This window comes from Lysobacter brunescens (assembly GCF_042677005.1).
Taxonomy (GTDB): domain Bacteria; phylum Pseudomonadota; class Gammaproteobacteria; order Xanthomonadales; family Xanthomonadaceae; genus Lysobacter_I; species Lysobacter_I brunescens.
Window position 1 is genome coordinate 1,267,477 of sequence record NZ_JBHTIF010000001.1, and the last position, 19,588, is coordinate 1,287,064.

The 19,588-nt window shown below is 67.4% G+C and carries 12 protein-coding genes; 8 read left to right on the top strand and 4 right to left on the bottom strand.

All coding sequences use genetic code 11. The annotated features are described in order from the left end of the window. Nucleotides 1-55 precede the first annotated feature (55 nt). The 6 genes from ACFQ0E_RS05430 to ACFQ0E_RS05455 all read left to right on the top strand — a co-directional run bounded on the left by ACFQ0E_RS05430 (nt 56) and on the right by ACFQ0E_RS05455 (nt 11,208). Nucleotides 56-2,044 (top strand): hypothetical protein, encoded by a 1,989-nt coding sequence (locus ACFQ0E_RS05430; RefSeq protein WP_386822660.1) that lies wholly within the window; start codon nt 56-58, stop codon nt 2,042-2,044. Between the two features lie 128 nt (nt 2,045-2,172). Next, a complete protein-coding gene (locus tag ACFQ0E_RS05435; RefSeq protein WP_386822661.1) occupies nt 2,173-2,760 on the top strand; it encodes a DUF4019 domain-containing protein in 588 nt (195 codons plus the stop codon). Between the two features lie 195 nt (nt 2,761-2,955). Further along, complete coding sequence (locus ACFQ0E_RS05440; protein ID WP_386822662.1) at nt 2,956-8,256, top strand: DNA repair ATPase; 5,301 nt, start codon at nt 2,956-2,958, stop codon at nt 8,254-8,256. Beyond that, a complete protein-coding gene (locus ACFQ0E_RS05445; protein WP_386822663.1) occupies nt 8,253-8,987 on the top strand; it encodes a phospholipase D-like domain-containing protein in 735 nt (244 codons plus the stop codon). Before ACFQ0E_RS05440 ends, ACFQ0E_RS05445 begins: the two co-directional genes overlap by 4 nt. A gap of 42 nt (nt 8,988-9,029) precedes the next feature. After that, on the top strand, nt 9,030-10,202 hold the full coding sequence (locus ACFQ0E_RS05450) for a Fic family protein (RefSeq protein ID WP_386822664.1): 1,173 nt from the start codon (nt 9,030-9,032) through the stop codon (nt 10,200-10,202). A gap of 118 nt (nt 10,203-10,320) precedes the next feature. Beyond that, nucleotides 10,321-11,208 (top strand): alpha/beta fold hydrolase, encoded by an 888-nt coding sequence (locus ACFQ0E_RS05455; RefSeq protein ID WP_386822665.1) that lies wholly within the window; start codon nt 10,321-10,323, stop codon nt 11,206-11,208. A 30-nt stretch (nt 11,209-11,238) separates the two neighbouring features. On the opposite strand, the gene ACFQ0E_RS05460 is transcribed toward ACFQ0E_RS05455, so the two are convergent. Continuing rightward, complete coding sequence (locus ACFQ0E_RS05460; protein WP_386822666.1) at nt 11,239-11,598, bottom strand: YkgJ family cysteine cluster protein; 360 nt, start codon at nt 11,596-11,598, stop codon at nt 11,239-11,241. 101 nt (nt 11,599-11,699) lie between these two features. Here ACFQ0E_RS05460 and oleC point away from each other — a divergent pair, with 101 nt between their 5' ends. Beyond that, nucleotides 11,700-13,370, top strand: a complete 1,671-nt coding sequence (gene oleC, locus ACFQ0E_RS05465) for an olefin beta-lactone synthetase (protein ID WP_386822667.1) — start codon at nt 11,700-11,702, stop codon at nt 13,368-13,370. Between the two features lie 218 nt (nt 13,371-13,588). Here oleC and ACFQ0E_RS05470 read toward each other — a convergent pair whose 3' ends face one another. The 3 genes from ACFQ0E_RS05470 to ACFQ0E_RS05480 form a co-directional block, all read right to left on the bottom strand. Beyond that, complete coding sequence (locus ACFQ0E_RS05470; protein WP_386822668.1) at nt 13,589-14,758, bottom strand: trypsin-like serine protease; 1,170 nt, start codon at nt 14,756-14,758, stop codon at nt 13,589-13,591. 459 nt (nt 14,759-15,217) lie between these two features. Further along, complete coding sequence (locus ACFQ0E_RS05475) at nt 15,218-15,973, bottom strand: DUF4197 domain-containing protein (protein ID WP_386822669.1); 756 nt, start codon at nt 15,971-15,973, stop codon at nt 15,218-15,220. Nucleotides 15,974-16,151: 178 nt separating this feature from the next. Then, nucleotides 16,152-18,305 (bottom strand): TonB-dependent receptor family protein, encoded by a 2,154-nt coding sequence (locus ACFQ0E_RS05480; RefSeq protein WP_386822670.1) that lies wholly within the window; start codon nt 18,303-18,305, stop codon nt 16,152-16,154. Between the two features lie 175 nt (nt 18,306-18,480). Here ACFQ0E_RS05480 and oleD point away from each other — a divergent pair, with 175 nt between their 5' ends. Beyond that, a complete protein-coding gene (oleD, locus tag ACFQ0E_RS05485; protein WP_386822671.1) occupies nt 18,481-19,473 on the top strand; it encodes a 2-alkyl-3-oxoalkanoate reductase in 993 nt (330 codons plus the stop codon). The last annotated feature ends 115 nt before the right edge of the window (nt 19,474-19,588 follow it).

Consider the following 19,588-nt stretch of genomic DNA (forward strand, 5'->3'; position numbering starts at 1 on the left):
TTCTGCGGACCATCCAAGCAACGAACAATGTGATGAAAGATCAGGAGAAAACGCAATGAACGAACTGGGTCCGAACCTCATAGGGCTGCTGACGATCACGGGCGTCATCATCGTGATGCTGCTCGGCATCGTCGGCCTGTTCAAGGCCTTCTACATCAAGGTGCCGCAGGGCACCGCGCTGATCGTCAACGACATGTCGTCGACGCCGAAGGTGCATTTCACCGGTGCGCTGGTCTATCCGGTGATCTACAAGAAGGAGTTCATGCGGATCTCGCTGATCACCCTCGAAGTGGATCGCCGCGGCAAGGATGGCCTGATCTGCCAGGACAACATGCGCGCGGACATCACCGTCGCCTTCTACCTGCGCGTCAACGAGACCGCGCAGGACGTGCTGAAGGTCGCCAAGGCGATCGGCGTGGATCGCGCCTCGGACAAGGTCGCGGTCAACGAGCTGTTCAACGCCAAGTTCTCCGAGGCGCTGAAGACGGTCGGCAAGCAGATCGACTTCGTGAAGCTGTTCGAGAACCGCCAGGAATTCCGCGACCGCATCATCCAGGTGATCGGCAACGACCTCAACGGCTACGTGCTCGAAGACGTCGCGATCGACTACCTCGAACAGACGCCGAAGAACTCGCTCGACCCGAGCAACATCCTCGATGCCGAAGGCATCCGCAAGATCACCGAGCTGACCGCTGCGCAGAACGTCATCACCAACGAACTGGCGCGCAACGAGGAGCTGGCGATCACCAAGAAGAACGTCGAGACCCGCGAGGCGATGCTCGCGCTCGAACGCCAGCAGGCCGATGCCGAGGCCCGCCAGAAGCGGGAGATCGCCACGATCCGCGCGCGCGAGGAAGCCGAGACCCACAAGGTGCAGGAAGAAGAGCGCCTGAAGGCCGAGCAGGCCAGGATCACGACCCAGGAAGCGCTGGACATCCGCGAGCAGAACCGCATGCGCGAGGTCGAAGTCGCCGAGCAGAACCGCCAGCGCGCTGTGGTCATCGAGGTCGAGAAGGTCAACCGCGCGAAGGAGCTGGAGATCGTCTCCCGCGAGCGCGAGGTCGAGCTGCAGAAGATCGACAAGGAAAAAGCGCTGGAACTGCAGCGCAAGGACATCGCCAACGTCGTGCGCGAACGCATCGCCGTGGACAAGACCGTGGCGATGGAGCAGGAACGCATCAAGGAAGTCCGCGAAGTGTCCGAAGCGGACCGCAGGAAGCAGGTCACGATCCTCGCCGCGCAGGCCAAGGCCGAAGAGGAGCTGGTGCGCCAGGTCAAGCAGGCCGAGGCCGACGAGCAGGCCTCCAAGCACAAGGCGGTGGAGCTGACCGTGATCGCGCAGGCCGAACTCGAAGCGGCCGCGAAGCAGGCGGAGGCGAAGAAGCGCATGGCCGAAGGCATCGAGGCCGAGCGCGCCGCGCCGGGCCTGGCGGATGCGCGCGTGCGCGAGATCACCGCGGCCGCGCTGGAGAAGGAAGGTCTGGCGAAGGCGCGCGTGGTCGCGGAAACCCTGGCCGCCGAAGCGCGCGGCACGCAGGACAAGGGCCTGGCCGAGGCGAAGGTGCTGGAAGAGAACCTGGCGGCGAAGGCGCGCGGCGAAACCCAGCTCGGCGAGGCGCAGGCCAAGGTCACCAAGGACGTCGGTTTCAGCGAAGCCGAGGTCATGCGCGAGAAGTACCGCTCCGAGGCCGAGGGCTTGACCGAGAAGTTCGGTGCGCTGGGTTCGCTCAGCGACCAGGCGCGTGCGCACGAAGAGTTCCGCATGCAGCTGGAGAAGAACTTCGAGCAGGCGCTGGCGTCGATCGAAGCGAACAAGGAGATCGCCCGCGAGCAGGCCGAGGTCCTGTCCACCGCGCTGGCCAAGGCGAACATCGATATCGTCGGCGGCGAAGGCGCGTTCTTCGATTCGTTCGCCAAGGCGCTGTCGGTCGGCAAGGCGGTGGAAGGCGTCGCCGGCAAGAGCCCGATCGTGCAGGAAGTGCTGCAGAAGCTGCTGTCGATGCAGGTCGGCGGGAAGAAGGCCGTGGAGCCGGAAGAGGCTTGATCCGGCTCCCGGCGGTCGATGCGACGCTCCGCTCGGATCGTCGTCGCCGAGCGCGGCGATGATTCGGTCGAGATCCGTCTTGACCGCTGCGTCCCCCGTTGAACAGATCTCATGAGGAATTGGTAAACATGATTCGTACCGCAATGCTGGCGATGATGCTGGGATCGACGATGTTGGTCACGGGATGTGGCGATGCAGGCGAAGTCCATGCAGGCGAAGTCTCTGCAGGACAGGAAGAATCGCTTGACTTCGAAGGAACGGTGGTCGCACTGAGAGCAGTCGAGCGGGAAGGCGCGACACTCGCGGCGATGCGCTTCGTGGAGACAGCCGACCAGGCCATGTACGAGCAGCTCTGGACCGGAATGCTGAAAGCCTATCGAGACTCGAACGAGTACCGGGACTTCGAAGCACGCCTTGCTGCCAGGAAGGATGCGATAGGCTCGGTCGACGTCCGCAAGGTCGGATCTGCAGAAGCGATGGATGCCAGTGCGCTGGGCATGGGTGGCGGGCGATTCGCACTCGTGATCATCTGTACGAAATCGAAAGCCGGCACGTACGTCGATGCCGTTGTCTTGAAAGAGCAGAAGGTGCGCGAATGGGTTCCCGCGTCCCACAAATCAGGCACGGCAGCGGCCATGGGGCCGGATGAGATCAGGCGGAAGCAGGGTGTGTCCGGGCCATGCGACAAAATGGCAGCGGCCGGCACGGGGGCGTGACGTGCCGGCATTGCCGTCGTAGACGGTGGAAGCCGATGGCGTTCGAACCGGTCATGGTTGCAGTTCCGGCAGGCAACAAGCATTTCCCTTGAAATCGGCGCGGGGTCGCAGCCGCCGCGCCACTGACAGCGACGATCGGAAGACATGGCGGACAACACCACGACAAGTGCGAATACGGACGGTGCAGCGGTCGCTGTGTCGCAAGTCGACAAGGCCGTCGCCGAAGGCGGCGCCTATGAGGTGCTGCGCAGGCGGCTGGGCGACCAGGGCGCGCAGCTGCGCGCCTTGGCCGATGGCCTGAACGCGCAGCGGCTGGAGGAATTCGGCGGCACCCGGATGGAGGTCGTAGGCCGGCTGCGCATCCGCACCGAGCACAACTGCGTCGCGCGTGACATCGTCCAGGTCGGCGATTGCCTGCTGTTCGGCTACAACGTCTTCATCGGGCTGAAGAAGGAGACGCGGATCGAGGACGTGTTCTCGCTGTACCGGCTGGTCGAAGGTGCCGACGGCTACGACGTCACGCCGGTCGCGATGGCGTCGAGCTTCCTCGGCGAAGCCGCGTTCGTGAAGGACTTCACCGAGCTGCATGCCTACTACAAGAACACCCGCCTTCTGCAGCTGGTGGTGCGCGACGGCAAGCTGCTGGCCGCGTTCCAGATCGGCGAGCGCATCGAGGACATGCGCGTGTTCCGCTGGCAGATCGACGGCGGCGCGGTGCGCTACATCGACAATCGCGGCGAACGCGACATCGCGCTGCCGGCACCCTACGACTTCGAGTGGATCCGCGCGACCCGCGACATGGCGGTCAACGGCCGGCATCCGCACCTGAACATTCTCGACACGCTGTTCGTCGAGACCGTCAACGGCGACCTGACCATCAAGGTCGAGAACAACACCGAGGACGGCCTGGGCATCTACCGCGAACCGGTGGAGGACCAGACACAGTCGCTCGACGACGCGCAGATCGAGTTCGCGCGAGTCGGCAGCCTCGTTCTGCTGCGCATCCTGCCGTATCGCGAGCAGGCGTGGCGGCACCTGGCGTACAACACGATCACCGGCAAGGTCCATCGCATCGACGCGATCGGCCAGGCCTGCGTGCAGCTGCCCGACGACCACGGCATCGTCTTCCCGGGCGGCTACATGCTGCAGAACGGCGAGACGCGCACGTTCGACCAGGCCGTGGAAGGCATGCGCTACAAGCGCACGATCCGCTCGCCGAACGGCGAGGACGTGCTCTATCTGTTCTACGAGCCGCAGGACGGCCGCATCGCGCTGTTCGTGTACAACACGATCCAGCGCGGCATGCAGCCGCCGGTGATCGGCCACGGCTATGCGCGGCTCGAAGACGGGCGGATGGTGATCTTCACCGCGCAGAACAACGAGCCGACCAAGATCCACCCGATGCAGGTCTGGCAGACGCCTTTCGCCTTCGACGACCACGTCGCGAAGGTGCCGCCGTCGAACACCTTCATGGGCCGCATCGGCAATCCCGAGCTGGTGCGCGGCATCTCCGACCTGCTCAGCCTGTCGCGCGAGATCGACACTGCCGATGTCTCGGCGCAGCGCTACCAGCTGCTGACCCAGACCACGCGACGCCTCTTCGACCAGTATCACTGGATCGAGGACCGGCATTGCGGCGGACTGGCGCCACTGCTGCGCGAGATCGTCGCCAGCAGCGAGGCCGTGCTCGACGAGTACGAGAAGGTCGAAAGCATCCGCCGCCAGTCCGGCGATGCCATGCGCGACGCTTCGGAACGCCAGCGGGCGCTGCTCGGCGGCCTGCATCCCGACAGCTGGGAGAAGGTCCAGGACTGCGTCGATGCCCTGAATGCGATCACCGCGCAGCGCGGGCGCCTGCTGACCCTGCGCGAGCAGCGCTATGTCGACGTGGCGGCGGTCGATGCGATGGAGGCCGAGCTGCTCGCCGCGCAGGCGAACGTCGGCGAGGCCACCAGCGGCTTCCTCGCCGGCGACAAGGCCCTGCATCCCTTCGCCGAACGCGTGCAGGCGCTGGATGCCGAGGCGCAGAAGGCGGCCAGCGTGACCGCGCTGCAGGCGCCGCTGCAGGGCATGCAGGCGCTGTCCACCGACCTCGACGTGCTGTCCGAGCTGATGGCCACACTGAAGGTGGACGATGCGACGCGGCGCACGCGGATCGTCGAGACCATCTCCGAGATCTACGCGAAGCTCAACCAGGCCAAGGCGCGCGCCGACCAGCGGCGCAAGTCGCTGGGTTCGAGCGAAGCCGTGGCCCAGTTCGGCGCGCAGTTCACCCTGTTCGGGCAGAGCATCGCCAGCGCGCTGGCGTCGGCCCGCGATCCGGAACGCTGCGACCAGGAGCTGTCGCGGCTGCTGATCCAGCTGGAGGAACTGGAGAGCCAGTTCGGCGAGCACGAACAGTTCCTCGGCGACATCGTCGCCAAGCGCGACGAACTGCTGGATACCTTCGAGGCGCACAAGCAGTCGCTGCTCGACGAGCGTCAGCGCAAGACGCAGTCGCTGGCCGATGCGGCCTCGCGAATCCTCGACGGCCTCACCCGACGCACCGCGCGGCTGTCGGGCATGGACGAGCTGAATGCGTTCTTCGCCGGCGATGCGCTGATCCTCAAGCTGCGCGACCTCGCCGAACGCCTGCGCGCGCTCAAGGATTCGGTGAAGGCCGACGACATCGACGCGCGCCTCAAGAGTGTGCGCGACCAGGCCGTGCGCGCGCTGCGCGACCGCACCGAGCTGTTCGAGGAAGGCGGCAACGTCATCAAGCTCGGCCCGCGCCATCGCTTCAGCGTCAACACTCAGGAACTCGACCTGACCGTGCTGCCGCGCGGGGACGGCCTGGCCCTGCACCTGACCGGCACCGAGTTCTTCGCGCCGGTGCGCGATCCCGAACTGGACGCCCTGCGCGACTTCTGGTCGCTCGGCCTGGAATCCGAGTCGCCGCAGCTGTACCGCGCCGAATACCTGCTCGGCGAAGTGCTCGATGCGGCCGAGGCGGGCCGCGAGGGTTTGACCCTCGACCTGCTGCGCCAGCAGGCGAAGCAGCCGGAGCTGCTGGCGAAGACGATCCGCGAGTTCGCCGCGTCGCGCTATCGCGATGGTTACGAGAAGGGCATCCACGACCACGATGCCGCGCTGCTGCTCGCTGCGCTGCTGCCGCTCCGCGACAGCGCCGGCCTGCTCGCGCATGCGCCCGCCGCGCGCGCCTGGGCCAGCCTGTTCTGGACGCGTGTGCGCGACCGCGCCGAGGCCGCGCTGTGGGCCGATCGTGCGCGCAACGCGCAGGGCATCGATCGCGTGTTCGCGCATCGCGGCGGCCTGTCGAGCCTGCGCGACGAGATCGCACAGGCGATGCGCGCCGAAGCGGAAGCGCATGCGCTTCCGGTCGAGGCCGCGCTGTGCGATCCGGCGGCCGACTATCTGGTCGCGGTGATCGCCGCCACGCATCCTGCCTTCGTGTTCAGCCGCTATGCGCGTCAGTTGCACGAGGCGCTGCGCCAGCGCCTGGTCGCCGAGCGTCTGTGGGATGCGCTGCAGGTTTCGCTGCAGTCCCTGCGCGAGCAACCCGCCGCACGCTGGCTGCTCGCGCGCCACTGGTTCGAGGCCATGGGCCAGGATCCTGCGCATGCATCGCTGGTCGACTACCTGCCGGAAGCGGTCGCCCTGCTGCTGTTCGGCGACGAGGCGCTGTCGAAGGTGGTCGAGGTCGACCTGCGTGCCAGCGTGACCGGCCTGCTCGGCGAGCATTCGCGCATCGCCGCGGGCACGCTGCAGATCGGCGTCGACGATCTCGCCGAACGCCTGCGCCGCCATCGCGCGGAGTTCCTGCCGAAGTTCCGTCGCTGCCATGCGCTGCGCCAGGCGCTGGTCGCGCGCGAGCGCGAAGCGTTGCGGCTGTCGGAGTTCAAGGCACGTCCGCTGAGCTCGTTCGTGCGCAACAAGCTGATCAACGATGTCTATCTCGGTGTGATCGGCGACAATCTCGCCAAGCAGATGGGCACGGTCGGCGAGAGCAAGCGTAGCGACCTGATGGGCATGCTGATGCTGATCTCGCCGCCCGGCTACGGCAAGACCACGCTGATGGAATACGTCGCGCACCGGCTGGGTCTGATCTTCATGAAGATCAACGGCCCGGCGCTGGGCCATGAGGTGCGTTCGCTCGATCCTGCGCAGGCGCCGGATGCCACCGCGAAGCAGGAGCTGGAGAAGCTCAACCTCGCGCTGGAGATGGGCAGCAACGTGATGCTGTACGTCGACGACATCCAGCACACCCATCCTGAATTCCTGCAGAAGTTCATCTCGCTGTGCGACGGCACGCGGCGCATCGAAGGCGTGTGGCAGGGCCGCACGCGCACCTACGACCTGCGCGGCAAGAAGTTCTGCGTGGTGATGGCCGGCAACCCGTACACCGAGTCCGGCGAAGTCTTCAAGATTCCGGACATGCTCGCCAACCGCGCCGATATCTACAACCTCGGCGACGTGCTCGGCGGCATGGAGGACGCGTTCAAGCTCAGCTATGTCGAGAACTGCCTCACGTCCAACCCGGTGCTCGCGCCGCTGGCCACGCGCGACCTCAGCGACCTGTACAAGCTGGTCGACAAGATCGCCGGCAAGCCCTTCTCCGCAAACAGCCTCAGCCACGCCTACAGCGCCGCCGAGATCAACGAGATCACCGCGACGCTGGAGCGCCTGATCCAGGTGCGCGAGGTCGTCTACCGCGTCAACCAGCAGTACATCGCCAGCGCCGCGCAGGCCGACAAATACCGTACGGAGCCGGCGTTCAAGCTGCAGGGCAGCTACCGCAACATGAACAAGCTGGCCGAGAAAATCTCGCCGGTGATGAACGCCGCCGAGCTGCAGCAGCTGATCGCCGACCACTACCAAGGCGAGTCGCAGCTGCTCACCACCGGCGCCGAGGAAAACCTGCTCAAGCTCGCCGAACTGCGCGAGGTCATGAGCGAGGCGCAGGTCGCCCGCTGGGCGCAGATCAAGCGCGACTTCCTGCGCAACAAGGCCATGGGCTCGGACGATGCCGAGGTCGGTCCGCGCGTCGTCGCGCAGCTGGCCGACCTGGTCGACGGCGTGCGCGGACTGGAGAAGCTCGGCGAACGCGCGCCTGAAACGCCGGTCGTGCAGGCTGAGCCGGCACCGTGGCCGCAGCTGCTCGCCTCGCTGGAGCGCCTGGCCGAAGCGATGGCCGCGCCGCGCGTCGCCAGCGTGGCAGCGCAGTCTGTCGAGTCTCTCCCGACGCCCCCGTCGCCCGCGCCGGACTGGTTCGAACGCCATGCCGAACAGCAGGTGCAGTTGCAGCAGGTGCTGGCACTCATCGCCGAGCGGATCACCACGCAGACCGAGGCGATGAAGGCCACCCCGGTCGCCGCGCCGCGTCGTCGCCGCGCGCAGGGCGAAGAGACGCAGGTCCCGCCGGACGAGCGCGAAGTGCAGCTGCAGAAGGCGCTGGAGGAATTCTCCGACCGTCTGCTTGGCCGCACGCCGCGATGAGCGATGCACTGAGCAACGCTCATCGCGTCGATTTCGCCGAACTCGATCGCCTGCTGCGCGAGAGCGCGGCCGATGCGCAGCTCGACGACGACGAGAAGCTGGAACTGCGCGAACTCGGCGCCGGCCTCGCCCGCGACCGCGTGCGCTACCTGCGCAACCGTGCCTTCGATCTCGTGCGCGAGCGCTGGTCCGATCCCGCGTTCGCGCCGACATCCCTGCCGATCGACCTGCTGCGCTGGCTGGAGCAGGTCGTGCGCACGCTCGACGCCGTCGCCGACCCGCCGCCGGTGGAGGCCCAGGCCTGGTTCTCGCCCGGCGAGGACTGCCTGCGCAAGCTGCGTGAGCTGTGCCTCGGCGCGAAACGCAGCATCGACGTCTGCGTCTACACCGTCTCCGACGACAGGCTCACCGACGCGCTCACCGATGCCCACGCGCGCGGCGTCGCGGTCCGCATCATCGGCGACGACCACAAGGTCCACGACGCCGGCAGCGACATGCTCCGCCTGCGCGACCACGGCCTGCCCGTGCGCCTCGACGCCAGCCATTTCCACATGCACCACAAGTTCGCCCTGTTCGACGCCCGCCGCCTCGCCACCGGCAGCTTCAACTGGACCCGCAGCGCCACGGAAGGGAACGAGGAGAACCTGATCGTGACCGACGACGTCCGTCTGGTCCGGGCGTTCTCCGAGCGGTTCGAGCGGCTGTGGGGGCGGTATGGGACGCAGGCGTAGCCCTGTTTCCCCTGTTGCGGTGGCTTGTCGAGTCGACAGCGGATGCCCTCCGACCGCGCATATACAAATGCGCCGAAATTGAACATTTTCCGTTCGACGTGTATAAATATCGCTGATTTCTATACATATTCAGGTGGGCCGATGCGGCCGCTGCACGCGCTTGACCCCGAACGCTTCGAAACCGCCCCGATTCTCAAGGCCCTGAACCGGGCCAGCCGCAGTCTGGCCGAACTCAAGGGCGTCGCCGCGAGCATTCCGAACCAGCGCATCCTGATCAACACCTTGACCTTGCAGGAAGCGCGCGACAGTTCCGCCATCGAGAACATCGTCACTACTCAGGACGATCTCTACCGCGAAGAAGAGCCTGCCGAGACCACCGGCACCGCCATCAAGGAAGTCCTGCGCTATCGCCAGGCCCTGCGGACCGGCTTCGATCGAGTCAGCGACACCGGACTGTTGACGCTCAATACCCTCCTCGAAGTACAAGAGCGCCTCGAATGCAATCGTGCCGGCCTGCGCAAGCTGCCGGGCACCACACTGCGCGACCCTCAGGGCCAGGTGGTGTACGAGCCACCGCAGGACGCCAACGACGTGCAGAGGTTGATGGGCGATCTGGAGTCCTTCATGCACGATCAGCCGCCATTCGAGGCCGATCCCTTGGTGAAGATGGCGCTGATTCACCATCAATTCGAAAGCATCCATCCGTTTTACGACGGCAACGGACGCACCGGCCGCATCATCAACGTGCTGTATCTGGTGAAGGAAGGTCTTCTGGACATCCCGGTGCTGTACCTGAGTCGGCACATCGTCCGCACGAAGCCCGACTACTATCGGCTGCTGCAGGCGGTGCGCGATGAGGACGACTGGGAGAGCTGGGTGCTGTACATGTTGCAGGCAGTCGCGATCACGGCTTCCGAGACTGTCGACACCATCCAGGCGATCAAGGCACTGCTGCAGCGGACCAAGCTGCGCATCCGCGACCATTACCGGTTCTACAGCCAGGACCTGATCAACAACCTGTTCAACCACCCGTACACGCGGGTCGAGTTCCTGCAGCGCGAGCTCGGGGTCTCGCGGCTGACCGCAACCCGGTATCTCGACGCCCTGGCCGAGGACGGCGTGCTGCGCAAGATCCGTGTCGGACGCAACAACTACTACATCAATCAACCACTGTTCGATCTGCTCGCGCGTGCCGATGGCGAGGAAGTGCGATGAAACGGTGCGTCGATTCCAGATGCTCTTGCTTCGTGAATTCCGATTCATTCCATCTTCGCGAGCTGCAGTGCCACCTGCAGCCCAAAACTCCCTTCACCATCGACCGGTTGCGTTTCGCATGAACTACCCCGACTACCCCTTCACCCCGAACCGTTTCGAGGTGCGTCCCGGCATCGCGATGTCCTATCTCGACGAGGGCCCGCGCGACGGCGAGGTGGTCGTCATGCTGCACGGCAATCCCTCGTGGAGCTTCCTGTGGCGGCACCTGGTGCTGGGACTGAGTGATCAATACCGCTGCATCGTGCCGGACCAGGTGGGCATGGGCCTGTCGGACAAGCCTGGCGATGACCGCTACACCTACACGCTGCAGTCGCGCGTGGACGACGTGACGCGGTTGCTGGAACACCTGGGCATCGACGGCCCGGTGACGCTGGCGGTGCACGATTGGGGCGGGATGATCGGCTTCGGCTGGGCGCTGTCGCACCAGGCGCAGGTGCGCCGGCTGGTGATCACCAACACCGCCGCGTTCCCGCTGCCGGCGGCCAAGCCGATGCCGTGGCAGCTGAACCTGTGCCGCAACACGATGCTCGGCGCGTTCCTGATCCGCGCGTTCAACGCCTTCGCCGCCGGCACTGCGCGCGACTGCGTGTCGCGCAAGCTGTCGAAGGACGTGTACCGCGGTTACGTGGCGCCCTACGACTCATGGGCGAACCGCATTTCCACGCTGCGCTTCGTGCAGGACATCCCGCTCGCCGAAGGCGATCCGGCCTGGGCGCTGCTGAAGGCGTCCGAACAGCGCCTGCCGTCGTATGCGGACCGCCCGGCGTTCATCGCCTGGGGCCTGCAGGATTTCGTGTTCGATCAGCATTTCCTCGACGGCTTCCAGCGCGCGCTGCCGAACGCCGAGGTGCATGCCTTCCACGACGCGCACCACTACGTGCTGGAAGACAAGCACGAGGTGCTGGTGCCTGCGATCCGCCGCTTCCTGGACGCGAATCCGCTCTGAGCCTGGCCTGGCGCGGTTGATTCGGCCGCATCAGTGCGCGATCGCCCTTGCGGCATCCTCCGGCGTCAGCGGCGGCAGGCCGTAACGCGCGCGGGCGCGGTCGCACTGCGGATTCGGCGTGCCGTCTTCCCAGGACATCCGCAGCTCGCGGCAGGGCGACGGGCGTGCGTCGTAGATCGTGCAGGTCACTTCCTGGCCGACGATGCCGGCCAGTGCCACGCAGTGCGGCTGGTCCGACCAGGTGCCGCGCATGCAGCGCTGGTGCGCGCCGAGGGTTTCGGTCAGCGCCACGGGGACCGCGCCGCCGAGGTCCGGTTCGGCTTCGGACCAGTGGAAGCTGACGCGGTAGGCGGCGCAGCAGGCGCCGCAGGTGAGGCAGGGATGCGACATGCGCGGGAAACCAGGACGGCTGGGACGTCGGGAGGGTGGGAGGATTCTGCGCGACCGGCCGCGATTGGCAAGCACCGCGCCGGTCGCGAGACAATGCCGGCATGAACGCATCGCCCAGCCCGTCCGACCCGTCCCCGACCGCCTGCAACATCGCCGCCAGCCTGCCGCGTTTGGCGCGCGAGCGCCCCGACCAGGTCGCGATGCGCTGCCCGGGCCCGTCCGGCCGCTACGACGTGGCCCTGACCTATGCCCAACTCGATGCGCGCAGCGACGCCATCGCCGCCGGGCTGGCGAAGCGCGGCATCACGCGCGGCACGCGCACGGTGGTGATGGTGCGGCCGACGCCGGAGTTCTTCCTGCTGATGTTCGCGCTGTTCAAGGCCGGCGCCGTGCCGGTGCTGGTGGACCCGGGCATCGACAGGCGCGCGCTGCGGCAGTGCCTGGACGAGGCGAAGCCCCAGGCCTTCATCGGCATCCCGCTCGCGCAGTTCGCGCGCGTGCTGCTGCGCTGGGCGCGCAGTGCGCGGATCCGCGTGACCACCGGGACGCGGGCGTTCCTCGCCGATGCGACACTGGCGGACATCGAGGCGGCCGGTGTCGGCGCCGGGCCGCAGCTCGCGGACACGCAGCCCGACGACGTGGCCGCGATCCTGTTCACCAGCGGCTCGACCGGCATTCCCAAGGGCGTGGTCTATCGCCACCGGCATTTCGTCGCGCAGATCGCGATGATGGGCGAGGCCTTCGGCATCGTGCCCGGCGGCGTGAACCTGCCGACCTTCCCGCCGTTCGCGCTGTTCGATCCGGCGCTGGGCACGACCTCGATCATCCCCGACATGGACCCGACGCGGCCGGCGAAGGCGAACCCGCGCAAGCTGCATGCGGCGATCGACCGGTTTGGCGTCGACCAGCTGTTCGGTTCGCCGGCGCTGATGCGCGTGCTCGCCGACCACGGCGTGCCGCTGAAGACGGTGAAGACGGTGATGTCGGCCGGCGCACCGGTGCCGGCGGACGTGGTCGCGAAGATCCAGTCGCTGCTGCCGCCCGATGCCCGCTTCTGGACGCCCTACGGCGCGACCGAATGCCTGCCGGTGGCGATCATCGAGGGCCGCGAGCTGCTGACCCTGCGCCAGCGCACCGAGCAGGGTGCCGGTACCTGCGTCGGCCGCGCGGTGCCGCCGAACGAGGTGCGCCTGATCCGCGTTACCGACGAGGCGATCGAAGGCTGGTCCGACGACCTGGTGGTGAAGGGCGGCATCGTCGGCGAGATCACGGTGGCCGGCCCCAGCGCGACCGACCTGTATTTCAACCGCGAGGCGCAGACCCGCCTGGCGAAGATCCGCGAGACACTCGCCGATGGCAGCGAGCGCATCGTGCACCGCATGGGTGACCTGGGGTATTTCGACGCGGAAGGTCGGCTGTGGTTCTGCGGACGCAAGTCGCAGCGCGTGGTCACGGCATCGACGACGCTGTGCACCGAGCAGGTCGAGCCGGTGTTCAACACCCATCGCGACGTGCGTCGCACCGCGCTGGTCGGCATCGGCGCCTTCGGCGCGCAGCGCGCCGTGCTGTGCGTGGAGCTGCGCGAAGGCGTGGCGGCGACGCACTGGCCGCGCATCGAGGCCGAGCTGCGCCACCTCGGCGAGGGTTTCGTGCATACCGCGAAGATCGATGCTTTCCTGCACCATCCGAAGCCCTTCCCGGTCGACATCCGCCACAACGCGAAGATCGGCCGTGAGAAGCTGGCGGCCTGGGCGGCGAAGCGGAGCCGTTGAACGAAGCCGGCTTTTGTGGGAGCGACGCAAATCGCGACGGTGGCTGTCTGTAAGGGATCGGGCCTCGTGACTTGCGTCGATCCTGCAGGAAGCAATGCCTCGCGGCTTGCGTGGTTCCTGCGGATGCAAAAAAGCCGCGGACCTTGCGATCCGCGGCTGAAATGATCATCGAGGCCGTGGCCCGTCCGATCAGCAAGTCGTTGTTATGGTGTCGTGTCTCAGTTCGGCGAACGCGTCGCCTTCATGTTGACGCCCGAGAACGCGCTGTATGCGCGCACGCCGATGTAGTACGTGGTGCCGGCGGTCGGGTTGTTGATCGTGCAGGTCTCGGTGTTGCCGCTGAGGTACGGACGGCAGTTGTAGCTGGAGGTGGTCGGCGCAGCGCCGGCGCGGACGTAGAGGTCGGCATCGCCGGTACCGCCGGAGATGTTGACGACCAGGCTGGTGGTGCCGGCCGGGATGCTGACGGTGTAGAACGACGACCAGGCGCCGGTCGCGACCGACGGCAGGTTGACGTTGTGCACGACCGTGCCGGTGCCACCGCCGCCGCCACCGATGGTGGAGGTGATCCAGTTGACCATGGCGACGGTTTCGGAATAGACGCCGTAGTAGTTGGGCAGTGCGCAGCCCTTGCCGTAGCTGACCACGCCGATGCTGTAGATCGAGCCGTTGTACGGCGCGATCAGCGGACCGCCGCTGTCGCCCTGGCAGGAGTCCTTGCCACCGGCGGCGAGGCCGGCGCAGATCTGCACGCTCGGGACGAGCTTCAGGCCGCTGGCGGCGGTGCTGCCGTTGTAGGACGCGGCGCAGGTGCTGTCGGACACGACCGGCACGGTCACTTCGCGCAGGCTGCTGGTGCCGCTGCCGCCCTGCGACGTCGCGCCCCAGCCCAGCACGGTGACCGGATCGCCGGCCTTGGCCACGGCGCCCATGACGGTGGCGTCGGGCAGCTTGGCGCGGATCAGGTTGGCCGGGAACGTGCCGTTGATGCGGATCAGCGCGTAGTCGTTCGCATAGCTGCCGGCGGTGGAGCTGACGGCGTAGTTCGGGTGCTGGACGTACTGCGCGACCGAGTAGGCGGTCTGGCTGCCGGTGTTGTTCGAGCCGGCGTAGACGGTGGTCTGGCGGCCGCAATGGGCGGCGGTCAGGACCCAGCTGTCGGCGATGATCGTGCCGCCACAGCCCGACGTACGGACGGTGAACGAACGGTCGCCCACGGCGGCGATGCCGCCGACGATGCGGCCCGTCGGCTGCTTGCCGAAGGCGGCGCTGGTCTTCCAGGTGCCCGGCTTGGCCTTGGTCTGCGGACCGGCGGCCATCGCGATGGAGCTGGCGGCCAGAAGGGCGACTGCCATCGTGCCGGCAGCGATCTTGATACGTTTCTGCATTGTGCGGATTCCTTGTTCTCTTTCGTTTGTGTGTTGAAGGGAACTGCGGTGCATGCCGGATGGTTCGAATCCGATGTCTCGGATGTCCTTCCGTCCGTGAAACGCGGCGGTCCGCGCGTCGTTCCCCCCGGAATGAGAGGCGCGGTGCCGTTGAAGCGTATCGGCCGTCGGTGCGATGAGACGCCCATCGAGCGTAGGGTCACATAATGTGATTCACGTCATGGGTGCGTGGCCGGCCGGTGCCAGGCGCGAATGAATCCTACCGACGAAAATGCCGCGAAATAGGATCGGGAGCACACTTTTGCGCATTCCACATGACCATTTCTCATTTGTGCAGCGCAATATATACGGACGCGTACGTCGTTGTGCCGAGTGCCATCTTGGTCGTCGGCGAATCGCCGACAGACGCTTTGCGATGTGCGAAAAACGCGCGTCTTTCCGCCCCGGCGCCGCAGCGGCTCAGCGGAACACGCGGCGCAGCAGTTCGGACGTGCGCGCGGCGGGGTCCTGGCGGATGCGGCGTTCCTGTTCTGCGATGACGTGGAACAGGCCGTCGATCGCTTCGCGGGTCACGTAATCGTCCAGGTCGAGGTTGCCGGCCGTGTTCGCGCCGTCGGCATCGCCGCCGAGCAGCAGCGCCATGGTGCCGCCGTTCTTCTTCGTGAAGTCCTTGTACTTGCGGGTCACGCCGGTGGCCTGCGTCTGCTTCGCGACGATCGGGCGGAAGGCGTCGAACAGCTTCTGCTCGCTGGTGCGGCGGAAGAAATCGGTGGCGGAGGTCTCGCCGCCGCGCACGAGGCCGATGGCGTCGCGCAGCGTCATCTGGCGCACCGCATCGGAGAGGATGCCGGCAGCCGCAGGCACGGCCTGTTCGGCGGCGCGGTTCATCGACAGCTCGAAGGCGTCGACATGCTTGCCTGCGCCGACCTTGCGCAGGGTGTCGGCCGCCTTGCGCATCTTCCCGGGCACGAGGATCTTCACCGCCTGGTCGCGGAAGAACCCGTCCTGCGTGCCGAGCTGGCGGACCGCGCGATCGACGCCCTGCGCCAGCGCCTCGCGGATGCCGCCGGCGGCATCGCGCTCGCTCAGCGAAGCGTCGCCGTTGCGGCTGCCGAGCAGGCGCTCCTTGATCTGGTCTTCCAGCGACTGCGCGTGCGCGCCGCTGGCGATGCCTAGTGCGGCGGCGATGGCGAAGAGGCAGAGATGGCGACGCATGGCGCGGCTCCCGGTGGCGGTGCGCCACAGCATACGTCGCGCGGGACTGCGGAAATGCGAACGGCGCCCCGTCGGGCGCCGTTCGAGGCAACTGCACGCGGGAGCAGGCGACTGGCAGCGGAAAAGCAGGTCCCTCGCGTTCGCTCGGGATGACAGGCCTTTTCCCGATGCCCGGTCCTTACCAGGCGTAGCGCGCGCCGATCACGATCTGGCGCGGATTGCCGAGCAGGATGCCGCGGGTGCGGTCGACGATGTATTCGCGGTCGGTGAGGTTCTTCACCGTGAGGTAGGCGCTCCAGCCGGTGATCTCCGGCTCCCAGTTCAGGGTCGCGCTCCACACCGCGTAGCCGTCGAGCTGGCCGAACTGGCCGCTGCCGTCGGTGGGGTAGCGATTGTTCGCGAAATCGGCGTACTGGCGGCCGACATGCTGCACTTCCACCGAGCCGTCCCACGCGCCCTTCACGTAACCGATGCGGAAGGTCGAGGCGAGGTCCGGTGCGTAGGGCAGGCGGTTGCCGGCGCGGCTACCGTTGGCGGCGGCGCCGGTATCGATGCGGCGCAGCACGGTGGACTGCTCCGCATCGGCGAGCCAGGTGACGGCGAGGTTGGCGTAGACCTCGCCTTCGCGGGTGCGCAGCGCGTCGCGGTTCACCCCGATCGCGAATTCGAAGCCTCGGTAGGCGGTTTCGCCCTGGGCCAGCGGCGTGCTGCCGCCTGCAATCGAGCCGACGACGATCTGGTTGTCGAAATCGGCGCGGAACGTGGCGGCGTCGAGGTCGATCATGCCGAGCCAGCGCGTGCGCAGGCCGGCTTCGAGGTTGCGGCTGCGCTCGGCGTCGACGGCGGTGCTGGTGCCGTTGCCGGCGATCAGGTCTTCCACGCGCGGCGGCGCGAAGCCCTCGTGCGCGGAGGCGTACAGCGACAGCGTGTCGCTGACCTGCCAGTTCGCGGCCAGGCCCCAGGTGGTTTCGCGGATGTCGTCGCTGCCGGTCGCGCCGCCGGGCAGGCGGTTGGTACGGCCGAAATCGACGCGCTCGTGGCGCACGCTGGGCGTCAGCTGCACCGTGCCGAAATCGAAGGTGGTGGTGGCGAAGGCCGACAGCGCCTCGGCGGTGCGCAGGTTGTCTTCGACCAGGGTGCCGGTGCGCGCGGTGGCGCTGCTGCCGTTGCGCTGGTAGCGGATCTGCTTCTCTTCGTGCCAGCGCAGGCCGACCTCGCTGCTGCCTGCGGTGCCGAACAGGCTGCGCTCCAACGAGAAGCGCGAATCCACGCCCCAGGTGTAGTAGTTGCGCAGGCGGCCCTGGGTGGACGCGCAGGCGTTCGGATTCACGCGCTGGCCGAGCCGGCGCGCGGTGGCGAAGGCGGCGCCGCACTGGGTGTCGGTGGTGGTGCTGGACTGGCGCCACCAGTCGCGCATGAAGTCGGTGTAGTAGGCCGAGGTGTGCAGCTTCAGCGTTTCGTTCGGCGTCCAGTCGTGGCTCACCGAGAACGCGGTGTGGCGGATGTCGAACAGGTCGTTCTCGAACGGGTAGTACCCGGCGCCGAAGTTCGCGTATTCCGCATCGGTGATGCCCGAATAGCCGACCTGCGAGCGCTCGCGCAGCAGGTTGCCGCGGATCGCCAGCGCGTGCTGGTCGTTGATCCGGACCTGGTACTTCGCGAACAGGTCGCCCTGCTCCAGGTCGGTGTTGTCGCGCGCGCCGTCGCCGCCCTTGTAGCCGAAATCGACCAGCAGGCCGTTGGCACCGACGCTGGCGTGCACCGCGCCGAAGCCGCGCGTGCCGGCCGAGACCTCGACATGGCCGGCGAAGTCGTCCGGCGGCGTCGGCGTGATGTAGTTGATCGCGCCGTGGATGGTCTGCGGGCCGAAGCGCAGCAGGCCGGCGCCCTTGAGCACCTCGACGCGATCGTAGCGCTGGATCGGCGCGTGGTAGTAGCTGGCGTTGTCGCCGTAGGGCGCGTACATCGCCGGCAGGCCGTCCTCCAGCAGCAGCACCTTGGTCGAACGCGTCGGGTTGCTGCCGCGGATGCCGATGTTCGGGCGCAGGCCGAAGCCTTCCTCGTCGCGGACGGTCACGCCCGGCACCTTGCGCAGCGCCTCGTTCACGGTCAGCGCGCGGCCCGAGACGATCACGCTCTGGTCCAGCACCGACGCGGTGCCCTCGGCGGTCTTCTTCTCCTGGTGGTTGCCGACGACCTCGATGGTGGCGAGGGTGCGGCCGGCATCGTCGACCGGGGCGTCCTTCGGGGTGTCGTCGGCACGCACGGCCAGGGGCGACAGGGCGACGGCCAGGGCGATGCCGAGGGTCAGGGGGTGACGGACAGGGGGCATGACGAGCCAGACAAAGGGAATAGGAATTGTTCTCAATTGTAAGAATTGCGTTCTCAAATGCAACAAGTTCTCATTTTCATCCGGGTCGCGTGCTGTGGCGGGGCTGGTCGCCGGGGGCGCCGATCCGGGATCATGGCCGCCCGATGACGATGGCGCCTGCGGGCGGAGCGATGGCATGAAGATCCTGGTGACCGGTGGCGGCGGCTTCCTCGGGCATGCGCTGTGCCGGGGACTGGTGGCGCGCGGCCATGACGTGACCAGCTACAACCGCGGCCACTACGCCGACTTGGCCGCCATCGGCGTGCGCCAGGTGCGCGGCGACCTGGCCGACCGCGAGGCCGTGCTCGCGGCCTGCGCCGGCATGGAGGCGATCTTCCACAACGCCGCGAAGGCCGGGGCCTGGGGCAGCTACGACAGCTACCACCAGGCCAACGTCGTCGGCACGGAGAACGTGCTGGCCGCCTGCCGGGCCCACGGCATCGGCAGGCTCGTCTACACCTCCACGCCCAGCGTGACCCACCGCGCCACCCATCCGGTGGAAGGCGGTACCGCCGAGACCGTGCCCTACGGCGAAGGCTTCAAGGCGCCGTACGCGACCACCAAGACGATCGCCGAGAAGGCCGTCCTCGCCGCCAACGGCCCGGACCTGGCGGTGGTCGCCCTGCGTCCGCGCCTGATCTGGGGGCCAGGGGACCAGCAGCTCGTCCCGCGCCTGGTCGACCGCGCCCGCGCCGGCCGCCTGCGCTTCGTCGGCGGCGGCGACAACGTCATCGACACGACCTTCATCGACAATGCCGCGCAGGCGCATTTCGACGCCTTCGACCACCTCGCGCCGGGCGCGGCCTGCGCCGGCAAGGCCTACTTCATCAGCAACGGCGAACCGAAGCCGGTGCGCGAGATCGTCAATGCCCTGCTCCACGCCGCCGGCGCGCCGCAGATCGACAAGACCCTGCCTTTCGGCGCCGCATACGCGATCGGTGCGGTCTGCGAGGGCCTGTGGACCGTGCTGCCGCTGAAGGGCGAGCCACCGATGACGCGTTTCCTCGCCGAGCAGCTCAGCACCACCCACTGGTACAGCATGGAACCGGCGCGACGGGATTTCGGCTACGTGCCGAAGGTGAGCATCGAGGAAGGGCTGAAGCGGCTGGCGGCGTCGTACGCGCGGTAGGCGCAGGCCGGAGACGGGGCAGCGGGCCTTCGACCCGCTCTACAGGCGCCCTCGCCGCGTGCGGGGAAAGGGCGAGGTGAGGCAATTTGCCCGAATGCAGCCGTCCCCGGCGCAT